Raw genomic sequence first — 18688 nt, forward strand, 5'->3', positions numbered from 1 at the left:
CAGTATCACCTGCCTATCCCGGCAGGACTTCCCCAAGCACCCGCCTCACATTGCCATACCAGATCTTATCAATCACCCGTGGAGGAAATCCCGCGCGCTCAAGCGCCTGATGGAGTTTAGACATTTCCCCGGTGTTAGAAATCTCAAGCGGCCCTTCGATACCATCAAAGTCTGTGCCGATGGCCGCCACATCCTCGCCGCCCACACGGATCATATGGGACAGGTGGCCCACCATCCCTTCCACAGTGCTGCCCTTTTTCTCATCAAGAAAGGACGGACAGAAATTCAGGCCCGCTACGCCGCCCTTTTGGGCCAGCGCCCGGATCATATCATCGGTTAAGTTTCTGGGATGGGGACACAGGGCTCTGGCATTAGAGTGGGAAGCCACAAAAGGCTTTCTCGCCCGATTGGCCACATCGTAAAATCCTCCGTCGGACAGATGGGAGACATCCACGATCATTCCCAGGCGCTCCATCTCCTCCACCGCTTCAAAGCCAAATGGCGTCAGCCCCAGGCTGTTTTTCTCAGGGTCCCGGTGATTGGGATGTCCCAGGCAATTATCGTAATTCCAGGTCAAAGTGATCAGCCGCACGCCCCGGTCAAAAAGGACTTTCAGCCGCTCCATGGAGCCATTTAAGACGCCGCCTTCCTCCACGGTCAGCAGTGTTCCCACCGGTGACATGGAATTTCCGGAAAGAATCCTGTCCACGTCCTCATATTTTTCCACCTTGCGGCAGTCATTGGGATACTTTTTCCGGTTTTTCTCGTAATAATCCAAAGTCCTCATCACATAGTCCCACGCCTCATCGGGATTATGATCTTTAAAACGGCCCAGACAGACAAAACAGGCGAAAAACTCTATGGCGCCGCCATTGTTTTTCATCCGGGCCAGATCCACACTTAACCTGTTGCGCATCAGATCCCCGTCGGATCTGCCGTCCATAAGGGCGGTCAGCGTGTCACAATGCATATCTATAAAAGCCATCTCAAACTCCCCCAGTCTTTTTCACGGCTTCTTCTGGTCTTTCCCATAAAAATGAAGGACTATTTTTTCCAGATAGCGCTTGAGAACGATCTGGATTTCCTCTTTCGGATGAATGGGCCGTACTAATATATTCGGTATACCCGCCCTTTTAGCACCGTAAATATCGGTAAAGAGCTGATCACCGATAAACACTGTCGTCTCCGGCCGGGTACCCATCAGCTCCATGGCCTTTTTGTAATTAGCCACAGAAGGTTTCCCCGCCTTATAAATATAGTGGACATGAATGTCCTTATTAAACATCTCAACTCTGTGCCGGCCGTTGTTGGACAGCAGGCAGCACGCAAACCCCAGATCTGAGAGCCGCTTAAAAAGAGCTTTCGCCCGCTTGTCCGCCGGGGCGCCGTGGGGAACCAGAGTGTTGTCAATATCAAAGATCAGCCCCCGGACACCCTTTTCATACAGTTCCTCAAAATTAATGTCGTAGGTGGACGGACATATACAGTCCGGATAAAAACGCTCTAACATAATGCCTCCTGTCCGGATAAAACCTGAAGTATCTCTGACGCAATCTGATCCATATCTTTATGGTCGGTTTCAATAATATGATCTGCCGCCGCCCTGTATTTTGCCTCTCTCTGAGCCATAAGCGCCGCCATATCCTCCACAGTGTTCCGGTTTTTTAAGTTTGGGCGGCCCGTATCCCCGCCAATGCGTGAAAAAACAGTCTCAGGATCAGCGGTGAGAAGGATAACTCTGCCCTTTTTCTTCATCATCCCCACATTTTCTTCAGAGAGGACAGCGCCGCCGCCGCAGGATACAATAAATGTCTCCTTCCGATCGCCGCTGATCTCCCGAAGGAGGTCTGTCTCCACCCGGCGAAAATACTTTTCCCCGTCTTTTTCAAAAATTTCAGGGATACTTCTCCCCTCCCGGCGGACAATGGTTTCATCCATCTCAATGACAGGCAGCCCCGTCTTTTTTGACAGGGCGTAAGCCACGCTGGTCTTCCCTGTCCCCATAAATCCGGTGAGGAATATATGTCCCCCGGCCAGCTTTGTATCCGGGCCAATTTCAGACGCCTGTCTGTGGAGAAATCCAAGGGCATGATAAAGGGACGCCGCCTTAAACTGCCCCGGCGCGCTGGCCGCCCCGCTCTGGCCAAAGGTCACCGCGCTTCCAAAATACTCCCCGCAGACCCGGCTGATACTTCCCATAGCCCCCATGGACATGGTGATCAGAGGTTTTTCAAAAACGCCGGACGCCTTATAAGTCACCGATAAAAGGCGGAGAACATCGTTCATATCCTCTGGCATGACCGCCAGCTTTAAAATATCCGCGCCCCCCTTTGCGGCCGTCTCAAGGCGGGAAAACATCTCTTCCTCTGACGGCGTTTTTGAGAAATCATGGTAGGAGCCAACGACAAAAACTCCCCTTTCATGGGCTTTATCAATGAGCCGCAAGACAGCTTTCTCCCCCCGGTCCATTTCCACGTCGATGAGATCCACACAGCCGCTTTCCACGGCAGCCTCGCCAAGAGCTATATAGTCATCCACGTCAATCTTTGCGCCGCCCTCCGCCTCCGTGCGAAAGGTAAACAAAAGCGGCCGCTGCCCCACAGCAGTTCTCAGTTCCTTTAAGACATGATTCACCGAAGCTTTGGAAAATACATCCTCAAATGCATCTGCCCGCCACTCGATCAGATCCGCTTTAGGTGCCGCCGCTCCGGCCTGTTTTACAATATCTCCCCCGCTGGCCTCTGTCACCGGAACACATATTTTAGGTATCCCCAAGCCAATGGCCACGCCGCGTACAGTTATATAATTCATTCGGATTCCTCATTTCATATGATATGATACAAGCGTCAAAAAGTATTTTGACGCCATGATACAATTGCGCCATCATTTATATAAAATTGCCATTGCGCCATATGTGGCAATAGCAAAAAATCTTTCCAGCACTATTATTATACATGAGGGCCGCCTAAAATAAAAGCAAAACTGTCTCAAAACGGACATATTACGCCAAAGGGCCTTCCGCTGCCATCAAAATCCATTTTGTCCAGGAAAACCATAAGTTCCTTCACGTATTTACTGTCACCTTCCGCAACACTCTTAACAAATTTCATAGCAGTGGAAAAACTTGCGGATTCCAATAAAAAACAGGACATTAAAAACTTGTCGATCTTATTTGACGCTAAAAGCCATTTCATCTATAATTTAATATATAGCCACAGTTCAGCCCTCAGAGACAGCAAAGGCTGAACTGACAGGACGTATAGTTTACTCAAAAAATTACGTTACTTTTCTAAGAAATGAGGTATTTCCAATGATCCATATTACCGGGCACACAAAACTTACAGGGCTTTTGGGGAGTCCTGTGGCTCACAGTATCTCACCTATGATGCACAATGAGGCTTTTTCAGCTCTTGATCTTGATTATGTGTATCTGGCTTTTGACGTATCCCCACAGGAGCTTCCCCAGGCTGTGGAAGGTCTGAAAGCCATGGGCGCCAGAGGTTTTAACCTGACCATGCCCCATAAAAACGCCATGGCAAAACTGGCGGACCAACTCTCACCGGCGGCAGCCCTGTGCGGCGCTGTCAACACTATTGTCAACGACAACGGAATCCTCACCGGCTATACGACCGATGGCATCGGTTATATGCGGGCTGCCGAAGCCGCCGGCTTCCCTCTTCCCGGAAAAGTCATGACCCTTCTTGGAGCCGGAGGGGCCGCCACAGCAATCTTGGTTCAGGCTGCCTTAGACGGTGTCAGTGAGATCCGGGTCTTTAACCGCAAAAGCCCCACCTATGAAAAGGCCCAGGCTCTCGTTGAAAAACTCAATGAAAAAACAGATTGCCATGTTACCCTTCATGATCTCGATGACACAGACGATCTTTGCGACAGTATTTTATCCAGCCAGGTTCTTACAAATTCCACAAACGTGGGCATGGCTCCCAATGAGGACACCTGCCTGATTGGCGACCTGTCTGTTTTTCATAAAGATCTTGTTGTCTCGGATATTATTTATAATCCAAGAGAGACCAAACTGATGGCCATGGCCAAAAGCCAGGGATGCCCCGCCTTTAACGGCCTTTACATGCTGTTATACCAGGGAGCGGAAAGCTTTCGCCTGTGGACCGGCCGGGATATGCCTGTAGAGCTTATCCGCGAAAAATATTTTACCTGAAGAAATCAGGAGAAAGGCAGGAAAAAACAGTGATTGACTGTACCAAAAATCAGACTGTCACATTGTGGAAAGTGACCCCAAAAGACAGCCCAGAACTTTTGGAAATTTATAAACCCTACGTCACTGACACAGCTATTTCTTTTGAATATAATGTCCCTTCTCAGAAAGAATTTATGGAACGGGTATCTAATACCGTTAAAAATTATCCCTACATAGCCGCCCGTCAGGGAGATACCATTGTCGGCTATACTTGCGCAGGCCCTTTTAAAGAGCGGGCGGCCTACAATTGGGCTGTAGAGACAACAATCTATATCCGCCCCGGCTTTGTCCATTCAGGCATCGGCCGCCGCCTTTACACGGCCCTTGAACAATGCCTGCGCCTCCAAAATATATTCAATGCCAATGCCTGTATTGCCTGGCAGGGTGATGAAGACCGCTATCTGACTCATAACAGTGTGGAATTTCACAGTCACATGGGGTACACAATGGTTGGAACGTTTCATAAATGCGGCTATAAATTTCACCGTTGGTATGATATGGTCTGGATGGAAAAACATCTTGGCTCTCACCCGGCGATTCCTGATCCGGTCATTCCTTTTGAACAGCTTTCGCCTTCCCTTCTGAAAACATATGGCATCAATGTATAGCACCTTTGCCGCAGTGCGATCCTACGCGGAGCGTTTTTTTATGTCAAAGGAACCAAAGTTTCCTATGGCACAAAAAAGCCGGAGAACCCTGACAGGCAGGATTCCCCGGCTTTTTTAACGGTCTTTTCTTCTTAAAAGATCACCATCGCACAGAGGCGCACCCAGATCCACAAAAATCTGCTGTTTGGGATGGGGACAGCTTTCAATAGCATTGCCTTCGCTGTCAGCCATGGCCTTCACAGTCACTGTCAGATCATTTCCATCCGGTTTCATCACCTCGATGGTATCCCCGACGCAGAATTTATTCCGCTGTTCAAGGCCGTAAAGTCCCTGGGCATTCTGGCCGTTGATGATCCCAAGATAAGTATATTCTTTAATATAAGTGTTATTATCGTATATCTGGGAATTTTCATCAGGTTTTCCATAGAAAAATCCCGTAGTGTAGAGCCGGTAGGTTCCTTTGGAAATTTCTTCCTGATAATAGTCCAGGCGGCTCTCATACAATTTAGGATCTGTAAAATAATCGTCGATGGCCTGGCGGTATGTCCGCGTCACATCGGCCACGTAAAGGGCCGTCTTCATCCGCCCCTCCACTTTAAAGCTGTCGATCCCCGCCGCCACCAGATCAGGGATGTGGGTGACCATGCACAGATCTCTGGAATTTAAAATATAAGTTCCCCGCTCATTTTCAAATACCGGATAGTATTCTCCCGGCCGGGTCTCCTCCATAAGGGCGTACTTCCACCGGCACGGATGAGTGCAGGCTCCCTGGTTGGCGTCGCGCCCGGCGAGAAAGCTGGAGAGAAGGCAGCGCCCTGAGTAGGAAATGCACATCGCCCCGTGGACAAAGGTCTCAATCTCAAGATCATCGGGAATATGATCCCGGATCTGACGGATCTCCTCCAAAGACAGCTCTCTGGCTGTGACCACCCGCTTGGCCCCAAGATCATGCCAGAAATTAAAGGTGGCATAATTGGTGTTATTGGCCTGGGTGCTAATATGGATCTCCATGTCGGGGCAGACCTTTTTCGCCATCATAAAGATTCCCGGATCAGAAATGATCAGGGCATCGGGGCCAATAGTTTTAAGTTCCTCCAAATAACTTTCAAATTCATCTAAATCCCGGTTGTGGGCCAGAATATTGGCTGTCACATAAACCTTGACGCCGCGGGCATGGGCGTAGGCAATCCCTTCCGCCATGTCTTTTGGCGAAAAGTTTTTGGATTTGGCTCTGAGGCTGAACACTTCCCCGCCAATGTACACTGCGTCCGCGCCAAAATTCACAGCAGTCTTTAAAACTTCAAGGCAGCTTGCCGGGATCAATAACTCTGGTTTTTTCAATATTAAACTCCTATCTTTTTGTACTGATGGTTACACCATCCCCGATGGGAAGCACAACCGTTTCCAGGGAAGGGTGGTGGGTCAGCTCCCACAGATACTCCTGCATCCGGCTGTGGATCGTCCGGTTACGCCGGGTCACCGCGTACCTGGATTGGACAATATCGCCGTCCTGGAGGACGTTATCGCTGACAAGAACGCCGCCCTCTCCCAAAAGGCGAAGAATTTCCGGGAAGAAATGAATGTACTGTCCCTTGGCTGCGTCCATGAAAATAAAATCATAGGACGGCTCCAAGGTCTTTAATACTTCCATGGCGTCCCCGGCAATGAGGGTGATCTGCCCCTGCTTTCCCGCTTTTTCTATATTTTCACGGGCTTTGATGATTCTGGGTTCATAATTTTCTATGGTGGTAATCTTACAGTTTTCTCCGGCATATTCGCTCATGAATATGGAAGAAAAGCCCACGGCAGCTCCCACTTCCAGGAGCTTCCCAGGCTTTTGCATTGTTAGAAGGACCCGGAGCAGGGCGGCCGTCTCCTTGCGGATAATAGGCACATGTTCTGCTCTGGCCTTCTGCTCTAAAGTCCTGATCCAATCTTTTTCTCCATGATCCAAAGAACGAATATACGCCGTCATCCGTTCATCTACATTCATCGCGTAGTAACCCCGCTCTCTTCCTGGCGGATCTCCCCTTCTGTTGTGAGAATATGAAGAATTTCCTCCACAGACATGCTGGGACTCAGCTCAAAAGTTCCCGGCATGATCGCGTCACCCATCTCTTCCAGACGAACCCGGATGACAAAGGCGGATTCATATTTGATCAGGCCGTTTTTCTTCAGCTCATGAGCCACATCCGCCGCCGAATCTCCGTCATCTACCACTACAGTCACCGTCTGAGTGTCATATTTGGACATGACCGGATCTCCGAAAATATTATAAGAATAATCGTAAGCGAACACTGCCGCGCGGTAAACCAGAAAAATAACAAAGGCGTATATTAAAATGTGGATACAAAGCTCAAAAAAGCCTAAAACTACTTTCTTCATAGGTTCAACTCCTTCACTTCTCCGAGGAAACTCAGATCCAGCTCCACCGCGCTGCCAAGGCGGTCATAAATATCCCTGAACATGTGTATTAAAGCGGCTTCTGCGGAAAAATACTCCATCACCTGAGTATCGTCAAGGATATCTCTGTATTCCTGGTGCAGCTTTTCAAAATCTTCCCGGTGATCCCCGGCTGTATTTTGAAGCACAAACAGGTCGTGACGGAAATGGTCGATCCGGTCTTTGATCTCGGATTCATGGGCAATAAAACTTCTGAGTTCATTATAGGATTTATATTCTTTACTTTGCTTAATCACGTCAATTAATTCTTCGGTCTTTTCTATGACACCCGGCATTGTGTACGCTCCTTACCGGCATCGCGCCGTTATTCTACTTCCATGATAATGGGCAGGATCATGGGGCTTCGCTTCGTCTGCTTCCAAACATAATCCCCAAGAGCTTCCCGGACAACATTTTTTATCTTACCCCAATCGCTGCAGCGATGGCTCAGGCAATTTTCCAGAGCCTGGCTGACCACATGGCGGGCGTCCTCCATCAACGTTTCAGACTCTCTCACATAGACAAATCCACGGGATACAATGTCCGGCCCTGCAAGGATCTGATTGGTATATTTTTCCAGTGTAATGACAACAATAAGCAGACCGTTCTGTGAAAGCAACTGACGGTCCCGTAAAACAATATTGCCCACATCCCCCACGCCGAGGCCATCCACCATAACATCGCCGCAGTGAACTTTGCCTGTGATCTTGGCGCTGTCGCTGCTAAGTTCAAGGACGTCGCCGGATTCCATGACAATGATGTGATCTTTCTCCACCCCCATCATCTGAGCCAGCTCCGCATGGGCTTTCAGATGACGGAACTCACCGTGGACAGGGATGGCAAACTTAGGCTGGGTCAGCGCGTAGATGAGCTTGATATCTTCCTGGCAGGCATGGCCGGAAACATGAGTATCCTGATAGATGACCTCCGCGCCTTTCATGTAAAGCTCATTGATCACATTGGACACGGCCTTCTCATTGCCGGGAATAGGATTGGAGCTAAAAACTACTGTGTCGCCGGGGACGATAGATACTTTTCTGTGAACGCTGGCAGCCATTCTTGAAAGCGCAGCCATAGTCTCTCCCTGACTTCCTGTAGTGATCAGGACAATCTGTTCCGGCGGATAATTTTTCATCTGATCCAGCTCGATCAGCGTCTTATCCGGGATGTTAATATACCCCAGCTCCTGGGCAATACTGATAATATTCACCATACTCCGGCCTTCCACAATAACTTTCCGGCCAAACTTGTAGGCTGTATTTATAATCTGCTGAACACGATCCACATTGGAAGCAAATGTGGCAATGATCAGACGATTTTTCTGATGTTCGTTGAAAATATGATCAAACTGACGCCCAACGGTCCGCTCTGACTGGGTAAATCCAGGGCGCTCCGCGTTAGTGCTGTCGCACATGAGGGCGAGAACGCCTTTCTTTCCAAGCTCAGCGAAACGACCCAGGTCAATACGATCACCGAAAACCGGCGTATAATCAATCTTAAAGTCGCCGGTGTGGACAATAATGCCCGCCGGTGTGTAGATAGCCAGAGCTGTGGCATCGGCGATACTGTGATTAGTTTTTATAAATTCAATACGGAAACATCCAAGATTAATGGACTGTCCATGACGGATCACACGGCGTTTGGTACTCTTCATCATATTATGTTCTTTCAGCTTATGCTCAATGATCCCCATCGTCAGCTTTGTAGCGTAAACAGGCACGTTTACGTCTTTAAGAACGTAGGGGAGAGCGCCGATGTGATCTTCATGTCCGTGGGTAATAACAAACCCTTTGACTTTGGAAATATTATCTTTCAAATAAGTAATATCGGGAATGACAAGATCAATCCCAAGCATGTCGTCTGTAGGGAAGGCCAGACCACAGTCAATGACAATAATATTGTCTTCATATTCGATACAGGTAATATTCATTCCGATCTGCTCAAGCCCGCCCAGTGGAATGATCTTTATTTTTTCATTTTTCGTCTTGTCATGTCTAGCGTCGTTTCTCGTACGCCCTCTTCTGACGCCCGTTCTCTCATGACCTGTCTTTGCCGCGCTGTTCGCAGCACTGTTTGCTGTGTTGTTTGTTTTCAAAATCGCACCTCCGAAAATATTAAGTCACGTGCGATGCCGACAACAATACTTTGACAATTATTCATTCTCTCCACGGGCCTGGCTGCACTTACGGCACCACCCGTAAAACTTTACTTCGTGATCGCTTACAATAAACCCCATCGTCTCCCGAATCCTGCTCTCCAGCGCTTCCAGCAGATCGTCCTCAAATGTGAATACGCCGCCGCACTTTCTGCAGATGAGATGATGGTGATGATGTTTGGCTTTATCCCGGTCCGGATCTCCAATCTCATACCGTACAAATCCGTCATCCAGATTCAGTTTATCAATGACGCCAAACTCCGACAGTTTTTGAATATTCCGATACACAGTGGCCAGACCGATATCCGGCCACTTTTCTTTCACTTTATCATAGATTTCTTCTGCCGTAAAATGCCGGTCCGGTTCGCCTGACAGAACTTCAAATATGGCAAGACGCTGGCTGGTTGTTTTCATTCCTTTTTCTTTTAACAAACGTTTATACCATTCCAGCCCCTGTTCCATAAGCATCCCCTTCTTCCCTGGCATTTTCCATTGTCCGAGTATCGTGACTCATCGCATCAATGATGCCTGAACTGTCTATACTTCCAGTTCAATATCCATATCATCGACCATCTGGGCAAAAACTCTGGATATTGCATCCATCTCTTCGTCATCACTGACGATCTCATAAAAGGATTCTTCACCGTCTTTGCCTGAACTGGTCTCCTTTAAAATCAACGCTTCAGCCTCATCCTCCATGGAATCGGCCACAAGTATATAATTAATATTATTAATGCGTGTCTGCTCAATAATATAAAATTCTTCTTTTTCTCCTGTATCTGTTAATGTAAATTCAATTTTTCCCTGACTTGACATATAGGTCCTCCAAAGTCAATCCGGCGCATCCTCAGAATGCATCCGGATATAATCCAGATAGCCCTGCAAAATAAAGACAGCGGCTAACTGATCCACATAAGTTTTCCTGTTTTCACGGCGCACTTCACCCTCAATGAGTGTGCGTGTTGCCGCCATCGTACTCATCCGCTCATCCCAGAGTACAACCGAAAGTCCGGTCCGCCGTCTGAGCATATCTGCAAACGCACCGGTCTTTTCGGCCCTGTCTCCGATCGTATTATTCATATTCTTCGGATAACCAAGAACAATCAGACCGACATCCTGTTCTCTGATAATAGTCTCGATGCGGGCCAGTGTCTGTCTTAACTTGTTCTCGTCCTTCCGATGTATGGTTTCCATAGCCTGAGCCGTCATCCTTAATGGATCGCTCAGGGCAACGCCTACGGTCCTGGAACCATAATCCAGGCCAATGATCCTTCCTTCCATAGATCACTTCAGATTGACTTCAATATAATTTTTCAAAAGTTCTTCCAAGAGTTCGTCACGCTCCACCTTCATAATCAGATATCGTGCATTCTTATAGCTGGTCACATAGGTGGGGTCCCCGGACATAATATAACCGACGATCTGGCTGACAGGATTATACCCCTTCTCAGTCAGAGCAATATATACCGCCTCAAGAATATCCTTGACAGCGATCTCGGTCTCATTATTTACCTTGAAATATTGTGTACTGTTTAAATCTGGCATAGTCTCACTACCTTACTTTCTAAACTTCACATGCGGCAAAAACTTTAAGCCGGTTTTATCCTGCACGATAAATACCTTTAAAGGACAAAGGTATGATTAACTATTATATTAATATAAATTTTCAAATAATTCAATCCATTCTTTCGCAAATTACATATTCTTCATGGATTCTTAAAGAAAGCTTTCCTGAAAATACAGTATTTGCCTCCAGCCCTTCCCTTTCCGGAACAGCCACATGGATATATTCTTTGGTATAACCGGTCAGATAGTTTTTGCCGTCAATTTTCTCCCGCTCCTCAAGAAGGATCTGGGCCGTTTTTCCCTGCCACTGGCGGATAAATTCCGCCTGAAGCTTCTGATCCATCTGGATCAACCGGGCGCTTCGCTGATTTTTCACAGTCTCGTCGATCTGGCCCTCCATGGACGCCGCTTTTGTCCCCTGACGGCGGGAATATTTAAACACATGCATTTTGGCAAACCGGATATGCTCCAGGAAGGCCGCGCTCGCCTCAAACTCTTCCTCAGACTCCTGGGGAAATCCCACGATTACATCGGTGGTGATAGCTGGGGTGTCAAAATACTTTCTCAGGATCCTCACTGATTCATCATATTGGGCCGCAGTGTAGTGCCGGTTCATCCGGGCCAGGGTTGCGTCGCATCCGCTCTGGAGAGACAAATGGAAATGGGGGCAGATCTGAGCTACATTGCGCAAGCGGCCGGCAAATTCTTCGGTGATGATCCTTGGCTCCAGGGAACCCAGACGGATACGCAAAAGACCGGGAACCTGTCCCAGCTTTTCAATGAGACGGATCAGATGGCTATCCCGGCTGTGACGGTTATAATCTTCATTTTCAAAATCCAGCCCGTAGGAAGAAATATGGATACCGGTCAGAACGATCTCCTTATAGCCGCCATCAACCAGCGTTTGGACCTCAGAGATGATATCTTCCTCCCGACGGCTGCGGACACGGCCCCTGGCATAAGGGATAATACAGTAAGAACAGAACTGATTGCATCCGTCCTGAATCTTTATATAAGCGCGGGTATGCTCCCGCACATGGGAGACATGGAGGGCTTCGTAATCTTTCGTGTGATTAATGTCCATCACCGCAGCCCGTTCATATTCCAGATCCTTGCCGCTTTGTAAATGTTCTCTGACTTTCAGAGCATTCTCCACAAGAGAGACAATCTGGACCTTTTTATTATTGCCAACAATCAGATCAATATCCTGATCCGACTGTAGTTTCTCCCCGGCGGCCTGGACATAACAGCCCACAGCCACTACAAGTCCCTCCGGATTTATTTTTTTCGCCCGATGGATCATCTGCCGGGATTTGCGGTCGGCAATATTGGTCACAGTACATGTGTTAATAATATAGATATCTGATTTTTCCCTAAATTCACGAATTTCATAACCGGCCGCCGCAAACATTTCTTCCATAGCGTCAGTTTCATATTGATTGACCTTACAGCCCAGGGTGCAAAAGGCTACACTTTTCATATCATTCCTCCGTTTTATCGTATCCCTGATGGCAACACTGCGGGATTTCACAGTTCATCTCGCGCCATCACTGATGGCCCAACTATAGCAACAGTTCAGCCCGCCCATCCCTGATGGCAGCGCTGTGGGATGTCACAGTTCAGCCCGCGCCATGCTCTGATGGCTGAACTGTGACATCACATCAAGGTTACGAATAGGTCTTGACTTTTTTCCTCCTCGATTGTACTATATATTTGTAAAACATATGAAATCTATTTAGGAGGGAATTCTTATGAAAACCGTTCAGATACGTCTTGATTCCATTGATAAGGTTAAATCTTTTGTAAACATCATCACAAAATATGATTCTGATTTTGACCTGATCTCCGGCAGATATGTCATCGACGCAAAGTCTATCATGGGTATTTTCAGCCTTGACCTGTCCAGACCTATTGAGCTGGCGATCCACACAGATGATAACTTTGATGAGATCAAGGAAGTTCTTAAACCATTTATTATCGAATAAGTATTATTGATATTGTTCAGAACTGGTGAAAGGATGTCTCGATGACATCCTTTTTTTGTTCCTTTATGAGAGCAGTCACCGTTTACGGATATCGTCTTTGCAGATAAAAATCCAAAAGGTGCCGCTCCCTGTCGGTCATACCTTATTCACAAATAAGAACTTCCCGTGTTGTGATAGCAGTCTCCACCAATTCGTCGATCACATCTGCCAGGTGAAACTCTGAACGCTCGATGGCCCGGATATTTGGCTTTGTCACCGGGTGTTTGGCCACAAAAATGGTACAGCAGTCTTCATAGGGCAGGATGGATGTTTCAAAAGCACCAATCTTCTGAGACACTTCTACAATATCATTTTTATCAAATCCGATTACCGGACGGTACACCGGCATGGTACATACCGCATTTGTGGCGGCAAGGCTCTGCATAGTCTGGCTGGCAACCTGCCCGATACTCTCTCCGGTGACAAGTCCGAGACAGCCATCCTTTTTGGCAATATATTCGGCAATCTTCATCATATAGCGGCGCATAATGATAGTCAGCTCATCGTGAGGGCACTTTTCATAGATGGCCATCTGTATATCTGTAAAATTAACAATGTTTAATTTGATCGGGCCTGCGTAGCGGGCAACGATCTTAGCCAGGTCAATAACCTTTTCCTTAGCCCGCTCACTTGTATATGGCGGCGCATGGAAATAAGTGGCGTCAATGCGCACGCCCCTTTTGGCGATCATATAGCCGGCCACAGGGCTGTCAATACCGCCGGACAAAAGGAGCATGGCCTTCCCGTTGGTTCCCACAGGCATACCGCCGGGGCCAGGGATGGACAGGGAATAAATGTAGGTTTTCTGGCGAATCTCAATATTTAAAAGGATCTGAGGATTGTGGACATCCACTTTAGCCTGGGGAAAACGGTCCAGAAGATACTCGCCCATATCCGCACTGATCTCCATGGACTTTTTCGGATAGTTTTTATCCGCCCGGCGGGATTCCACTTTAAATGTGAAGGCTTTGTCCGGATAAACCGCGTCCATATAATCGCCCACCACTTTTGTGAGATTTTCCCACCGGTTGTCGTCACAGTGGACGACCGGGCAGATGGCCACAATGCCGAATACCCGTCCAAGGCGTTCCAACACCTCGTCGTAGTCATAGTCTGAAGTAAAATCTACAAATATACGGCCCTGCTCTTTGCTCACCTCAAATTCCCCGGTGCCATTTAAGGCAAACCGGATCTGGCGCATGAGGGCGTCTTCAAAGAGATATCGGTTTTTTCCCTTGAGACCGATCTCTCCATATTTTATTAAAAACGCTTTAAACATCATTTTATCTTCTTCCTCCCGGAGTAAAACGCCGAAGTACCGGAACGATACTTTTCAGCGCGTCAATACAGTCATCAATATCTTTCTGTGTTGTGTCAAAGCTAAAACTGAACCTTAATGTGGCGTCCAGATACTTTTTCTCCACGCCGATAGCCTTTAAGGTGCCGCTGATGGCCGGATGGTTGGATGAACAGGCGGAGCCGGAAGACACGTAAATCTTCTTTTCTTCCAGAGCGTGAAGAAGCACTTCCGCCCGAATATCCGCAAAGCTTACACTGACAATATGGGGCGCAGGGCCAAAAAATCCTTCCTGCCTGTGGGTGAACCCGTTGATCACCACCCCGTCCAGCTCGCAAACTCTCTGTATAAAATAGTCTCTCAGACTGTAAAGCTGATCCAACTTTTCTTCCAGGTTCTCAAACACTTCCTCCACAGCCTGGCCAAAGCCTGCGATCCCTGGGACATTTTCTGTGCCGGACCGCATATCTTTCTGCTGGCCTCCGCCCAGAATAAGGGGATGGACTTTGACCCGGTCTTTTATATACAAAAAGCCTACGCCTTTAGGCCCGTGAAGTTTATGTCCGCTGGCAGAGAGAAGGTCAATGCCAAGTTTTGACGGCCACAGGCGCATCTTTCCAAAGCCCTGGATGGCGTCCACATGAAACAATGTTTTGGGATTTTTCTCTTTAATCAGACGTCCGATTTTATCCAATGGCTGAATCGTCCCGATCTCATTGTTGACACACATAACAGACACAAGAATAGTGTCCTCCCGGATCGCCTTCTCAAGGGCGTCAAGGCGGACTGTCCCTGTGGAATCCACTGGAAGATAAGTCACCTCGTAGCCCTGGCTTTCCAGATACATCATGGGATTGTAGACTGAGGCATGTTCGATTCCTGTGGTGATAAGATGCTTTCCTGCCCGGCAGTTGGCCATAGCGCCGCCGATAATGGCCATATTATTGGATTCTGTTCCTCCGGAGGTGAAAATCAGTTCTTTTTCGCCAATCTTTAACGTCCGGGCGATATACTGACGGGCATTTTTAACGTAATGCTCCGCCTCCACGCCTTTCATATGAAGAGCAGAAGGATTGCCATAATCCTGGCGCATCGTTTTTACCATGATCTGGCAGACGCTCTCGTAGGCCCTGGTCGTCGCTGCGTTATCCAAATAGATTTCCATTTAATTATCCTCCAGTTCAAACATAAGTATAGACAAAACCGCCAGTCCCGCTGTCTCCGTCCTGAGAATCCGCTTTCCCAGTGTCATAGGCACTGCCCCCGCTTCCTGGGCCATAGAAACCTCAGATGGATCAAAGCCGCCTTCCGGGCCGATAAAAATCCCTATGTTTTTTTTGTTATTCATCTCTCGAACCGCCTTCCGGGCTGCATCCATGCCTTTGGCCTGCTCATAGGGCATAATCACAGCGTCCATATGGGAAGCCCTATTCAGGGCATCTTTAAAGGATGTAACCGGAGCCACTGTAGGGATGATCCCCCGGCCAGACTGCTTTGCCGCGCTCTCACATAAAGACTGCCACCTCTCCACCTTTTTCGGAGCTTTCTTAGGGTCCAGATGGACGATCGTCCGGGCTGTGACTACAGGTATGATCTCAAAAACTCCAAGCTCCACAGCCTTCTGTACGATCAGATCCATCTTATCCCCCTTGGGAAGGCCCTGGAAAAGATAAAGCTTCGCCGGAAGTTCCACATAGGAATCCCATGAATTTTCAATATGAAGGCACACCTGGTCTTTATCCAGGGACTCAATGGTGCAAAAATAATCTTTTCCCTGGCCGTCGCTGACAGAGACTTCCTCGCCGCAGCGCATTCTCAGAACATTTTTAATATGGTTGACGTCATTTCCCGTGATCACAATGGAAGTGTCATCCACCTGGTCCGGTTTCACAAAAAATCTCGGCATCCGCTCATCCCCTTAATCGCACTTAGAGTATCATATCATAATGTATTTAGAACTGTCAATCCGTCACTGACAGACATTGCTGCTGCTCCGGCAATCATTAAGCCCGGACTGTAAAGGATACCCACTCTCCACTGTAAGTCACTTCCACAATTTCAAAGCCGTTCTCCAAAAGGGCCTGGCGCACAGCCTCCTCCTTCATGTCGATAATGCCTGAGGAAACAAAAAGGGCTCCCGGCTTCATATGCTCCCGCAGCACTTTAGAAAGAGGAATGATCACATCTGCCAGAATATTGGCCACCACCATGTCATACTGTCCCATATCCACGGTCTCGCAAAATTCATTGTCTGAAATTACGTCTCCACACAAAAAGCGGCAGCGGGACATATCCAAGTGATTGCCTTTGGCGTTTTCCACCGCCGCGTCAACAGCGTGGGGATCAATATCTGTAGCGGTAGCCTCCCGACAGCCCAAAAGCATGGAGATAATGGTAAGGATGCCGCTGCCGCAGCCCACATCCAGCAGTTTGTACTCCGGCTGTAAATACTTTTTAATCTGGGTAATGCAAAGGCGGGTGGTATGGTGCATACCTGTGCCGAAGGACGTACCCGGATCAAGTTCCACCACAAGAGTACCTTCCGGCACATCGTCCACTGTCTCCCACGTCGGTTTGATAATTATAGCGTCATCCACCTTAAAAGGCTTCCAGTATTTTTTCCAGTTATTCATCCAGTCCTCATCGGCTGTCTGGGATTTTGTGATGGTGGCCTCCCCAATATCCACAAAATCTCTCAGCCCGTAAATTTCATTGAGGACTCTCTGAATCGTATCCTCATGATCCTGGCTGGGATCAATATAGAAAGACACCAGCGCTTTCCCGTCATCAGGACCAAGATCCGGCAGTATATCAATGAACATCTTCTTTTTATCCTCCTCAGATAGAGGCACCTTATCCTGGATCTCAATGCCCTCAATGCCCATTTCTCCCAAGGTATAGCTGATCAGGTCCACCGCCTGGGTTGTTGTACTTAACGTATATTTATTCCATCTCAAATGAATATCCTCCTTTTTCATCAGATTCTTTTCGTCTCAATGATCATAAGCTATGTCGTCAAAATAGATTCTAACTCTTTCATCATAACATAAAAACAGACAGTTCTCAAAATTATTTTGAGAACTGCCCTCATTTCAGTCTTCAAAAGCTTCTTTTACTTTATCCATAAAGCTTTTTTTCTTTTTATGTTCTGATCCTGATGCCTGAGTCCCGGCAGATGAAGCGGTGGGATTTTCGCCTCTCAGAGAAGCGTCCAACTGGCGGATCAGTTCTTTCTGCTCATTATTCAGCCGTTCGGGAACCTGAACGACTAAAGTTACATAGTGATCGCCGCGGATATTTTTATTCCTTATAGTCGGCACACCCCGTCCTTTTAACCGGATCTGGGTATCTGTCTGTGTGCCGGGCCGGATATTTTCCACAATATCTCCGTCCACTGTCTGAATAGTAATATCTCCTCCCAAAGCCGCCTGGGCAAAGCTGATAGGCACTGTGGAATAAATATCATTATTCTGACGCTGGAATACCGGATGACGGTCCACTGTAATACCTACAAGAAGATCACCTCTCGGACCTCCGTTAGTTCCCGGTTCGCCTTTCCCCCGGATACGCACACTCTGCCCGGAGTCAATACCTGCCGGAATTGGGATTTCAATGGTCTTTTTATTTTTCACATACCCGGTACCGCCGCAGTCTGTACATTTTTCACGGACAATCTTTCCTGTTCCGTGGCAGTCCGGACACGTCTGGACATTGCGAACAGTTCCGAAAAGAGACTGCTGGGTATAAACCACCTGGCCTTTACCGCCGCATTTCGGACATGTTTCAGGCTGCGTCCCAGGCTTGGCGCCACTGCCATGGCAGTGAGGGCATTCATCCTTCAGGTTGATCTCGATACGCTTATCCACGCCAAAAACGGCTTCCATAAAGGAAATCCGCATATTAATCTTTACATTGGCGCCCTGCATAGGGCCGTTATAAGCCCTGCGGCTGCGTCCGCCGCCAAACAGATCGCCAAAAATATCGCCAAAAATATCGCCCATGTCGCCGCCAAAATCGAAACCGCCAAAGCCGCCGAAACCGCCGGTGCCTCCGCCCTGTTCAAAAGCAGCGTGGCCAAACTGGTCATACTGACGGCGCTTTTCCGGATCACTTAAAACAGCGTAGGCTTCCGATGCTTCTTTAAACTTGGCCTCCGCCTCTTTGTCCCCTGGATTAATATCCGGATGATACTTTTTGGCAAGCTGACGATAAGCTTTTTTCAATTCAGCCTCGGTGGCCGTTTTGGACACACCCAGGACTTCATAATAATCTCTCTTTGTCTCTGCCATAACTTATCTCCATTCATACGAGTGTCATCCGTATTAAATTTAACGCGGATGACACGAGCTACTTACAGTAAGATGCGGTCTGCCACAACTGTGA

The 18688-nt window shown here is 48.0% G+C and carries 21 protein-coding genes; 3 read left to right on the plus strand and 18 right to left on the minus strand.

Annotation, left to right across the window (positions count from 1 at the left end; translation table 11 throughout):
* Nucleotides 1-13: 13 nt before the first annotated feature.
* From HNP82_RS08060 to aroD, 3 genes are read right to left on the minus strand one after another with little or no spacing between them, the layout of a single operon-like run.
* Nucleotides 14-985: a dipeptidase gene (locus HNP82_RS08060; RefSeq protein ID WP_183773137.1), complete on the minus strand. Its 972-nt coding sequence runs from the start codon at nt 983-985 to the stop codon at nt 14-16.
* Between the two features lie 21 nt (nt 986-1006).
* A complete protein-coding gene (locus tag HNP82_RS08065; protein ID WP_183773139.1) occupies nt 1007-1510 on the minus strand; it encodes a YqeG family HAD IIIA-type phosphatase in 504 nt (167 codons plus the stop codon).
* A complete protein-coding gene (aroD, locus tag HNP82_RS18380) occupies nt 1504-2811 on the minus strand; it encodes a type I 3-dehydroquinate dehydratase (RefSeq protein ID WP_183773141.1) in 1308 nt (435 codons plus the stop codon). Before aroD ends, HNP82_RS08065 begins: the two co-directional genes overlap by 7 nt.
* Before the next feature lie 499 nt (nt 2812-3310).
* Here aroD and HNP82_RS08075 point away from each other — a divergent pair, with 499 nt between their 5' ends.
* Together HNP82_RS08075 and HNP82_RS08080 are read left to right on the plus strand one after the other, a co-directional pair.
* Nucleotides 3311-4174, plus strand: coding sequence for a shikimate dehydrogenase (locus HNP82_RS08075; RefSeq protein WP_183773143.1), 864 nt, complete (start codon nt 3311-3313; stop codon nt 4172-4174).
* A 29-nt stretch (nt 4175-4203) separates the two neighbouring features.
* On the plus strand, nt 4204-4821 hold the full coding sequence (locus HNP82_RS08080) for a GNAT family N-acetyltransferase (protein ID WP_330599498.1): 618 nt from the start codon (nt 4204-4206) through the stop codon (nt 4819-4821).
* Nucleotides 4822-4935: 114 nt separating this feature from the next.
* Here the strand turns inward: HNP82_RS08080 and HNP82_RS08085 are convergent, their stop codons facing one another.
* From HNP82_RS08085 to mtaB, 10 genes are all read right to left on the minus strand, one after another.
* Nucleotides 4936-6162 carry a peptidase U32 family protein gene (locus HNP82_RS08085; protein ID WP_183773145.1) on the minus strand — a complete coding sequence of 409 codons (1227 nt, stop codon included), beginning with the start codon at nt 6160-6162 and terminating at the stop codon, nt 4936-4938.
* A 10-nt stretch (nt 6163-6172) separates the two neighbouring features.
* Nucleotides 6173-6814 carry an O-methyltransferase gene (locus HNP82_RS08090; protein WP_183773147.1) on the minus strand — a complete coding sequence of 214 codons (642 nt, stop codon included), beginning with the start codon at nt 6812-6814 and terminating at the stop codon, nt 6173-6175.
* Complete coding sequence (locus HNP82_RS08095) at nt 6811-7206, minus strand: endolytic transglycosylase MltG (RefSeq protein WP_183773149.1); 396 nt, start codon at nt 7204-7206, stop codon at nt 6811-6813. The genes HNP82_RS08090 and HNP82_RS08095 overlap by 4 nt, the downstream gene beginning before the upstream one ends.
* The gene (locus tag HNP82_RS08100) at nt 7203-7559 is read right to left on the minus strand and encodes a YlbF family regulator (protein WP_183773151.1); all 357 of its coding nucleotides are present in this window, start codon (nt 7557-7559) and stop codon (nt 7203-7205) included. The genes HNP82_RS08095 and HNP82_RS08100 overlap by 4 nt, the downstream gene beginning before the upstream one ends.
* 29 nt (nt 7560-7588) lie before the next feature.
* Nucleotides 7589-9232 (minus strand): ribonuclease J, encoded by a 1644-nt coding sequence (locus HNP82_RS08105; protein ID WP_334298272.1) that lies wholly within the window; start codon nt 9230-9232, stop codon nt 7589-7591.
* A gap of 183 nt (nt 9233-9415) precedes the next feature.
* On the minus strand, nt 9416-9886 hold the full coding sequence (locus tag HNP82_RS08110) for a Fur family transcriptional regulator (RefSeq protein ID WP_330599500.1): 471 nt from the start codon (nt 9884-9886) through the stop codon (nt 9416-9418).
* 69 nt (nt 9887-9955) lie between these two features.
* Entirely contained in the window at nt 9956-10234 is a 279-nt protein-coding gene (locus HNP82_RS08115; protein ID WP_183773153.1) for a DUF1292 domain-containing protein, read from the minus strand.
* A gap of 15 nt (nt 10235-10249) precedes the next feature.
* A complete protein-coding gene (ruvX, locus tag HNP82_RS08120) occupies nt 10250-10699 on the minus strand; it encodes a Holliday junction resolvase RuvX (RefSeq protein WP_183773155.1) in 450 nt (149 codons plus the stop codon).
* Between the two features lie 3 nt (nt 10700-10702).
* Nucleotides 10703-10963: an IreB family regulatory phosphoprotein gene (locus HNP82_RS08125; RefSeq protein WP_183773157.1), complete on the minus strand. Its 261-nt coding sequence runs from the start codon at nt 10961-10963 to the stop codon at nt 10703-10705.
* Between the two features lie 130 nt (nt 10964-11093).
* Entirely contained in the window at nt 11094-12464 is a 1371-nt protein-coding gene (mtaB, locus tag HNP82_RS08130; protein WP_183773159.1) for a tRNA (N(6)-L-threonylcarbamoyladenosine(37)-C(2))-methylthiotransferase MtaB, read from the minus strand.
* Between the two features lie 271 nt (nt 12465-12735).
* On the opposite strand from mtaB, the gene HNP82_RS08135 reads away from it, so the two are divergent.
* Complete coding sequence (locus tag HNP82_RS08135) at nt 12736-12969, plus strand: HPr family phosphocarrier protein (protein ID WP_183773161.1); 234 nt, start codon at nt 12736-12738, stop codon at nt 12967-12969.
* Nucleotides 12970-13111: 142 nt separating this feature from the next.
* On the opposite strand, the gene thiI is transcribed toward HNP82_RS08135, so the two are convergent.
* The 5 genes from thiI to dnaJ form a co-directional block, all read right to left on the minus strand.
* Nucleotides 13112-14290 carry a tRNA uracil 4-sulfurtransferase ThiI gene (gene thiI / locus HNP82_RS08140; RefSeq protein WP_183773163.1) on the minus strand — a complete coding sequence of 393 codons (1179 nt, stop codon included), beginning with the start codon at nt 14288-14290 and terminating at the stop codon, nt 13112-13114.
* A 1-nt stretch (nt 14291) separates the two neighbouring features.
* Nucleotides 14292-15470, minus strand: coding sequence for a cysteine desulfurase family protein (locus tag HNP82_RS08145; protein WP_183773165.1), 1179 nt, complete (start codon nt 15468-15470; stop codon nt 14292-14294).
* A complete protein-coding gene (locus HNP82_RS08150) occupies nt 15471-16211 on the minus strand; it encodes a 16S rRNA (uracil(1498)-N(3))-methyltransferase (RefSeq protein WP_183773167.1) in 741 nt (246 codons plus the stop codon).
* A gap of 97 nt (nt 16212-16308) precedes the next feature.
* Nucleotides 16309-17262 carry a 50S ribosomal protein L11 methyltransferase gene (gene prmA, locus HNP82_RS08155; protein ID WP_183773169.1) on the minus strand — a complete coding sequence of 318 codons (954 nt, stop codon included), beginning with the start codon at nt 17260-17262 and terminating at the stop codon, nt 16309-16311.
* 135 nt (nt 17263-17397) lie between these two features.
* Complete coding sequence (dnaJ, locus tag HNP82_RS08160) at nt 17398-18594, minus strand: molecular chaperone DnaJ (protein WP_183773171.1); 1197 nt, start codon at nt 18592-18594, stop codon at nt 17398-17400.
* Nucleotides 18595-18688 lie beyond the last annotated feature (94 nt).

This window comes from Catenibacillus scindens, assembly GCF_014202115.1.
GTDB lineage: Bacteria > Bacillota > Clostridia > Lachnospirales > Lachnospiraceae > Catenibacillus > Catenibacillus scindens.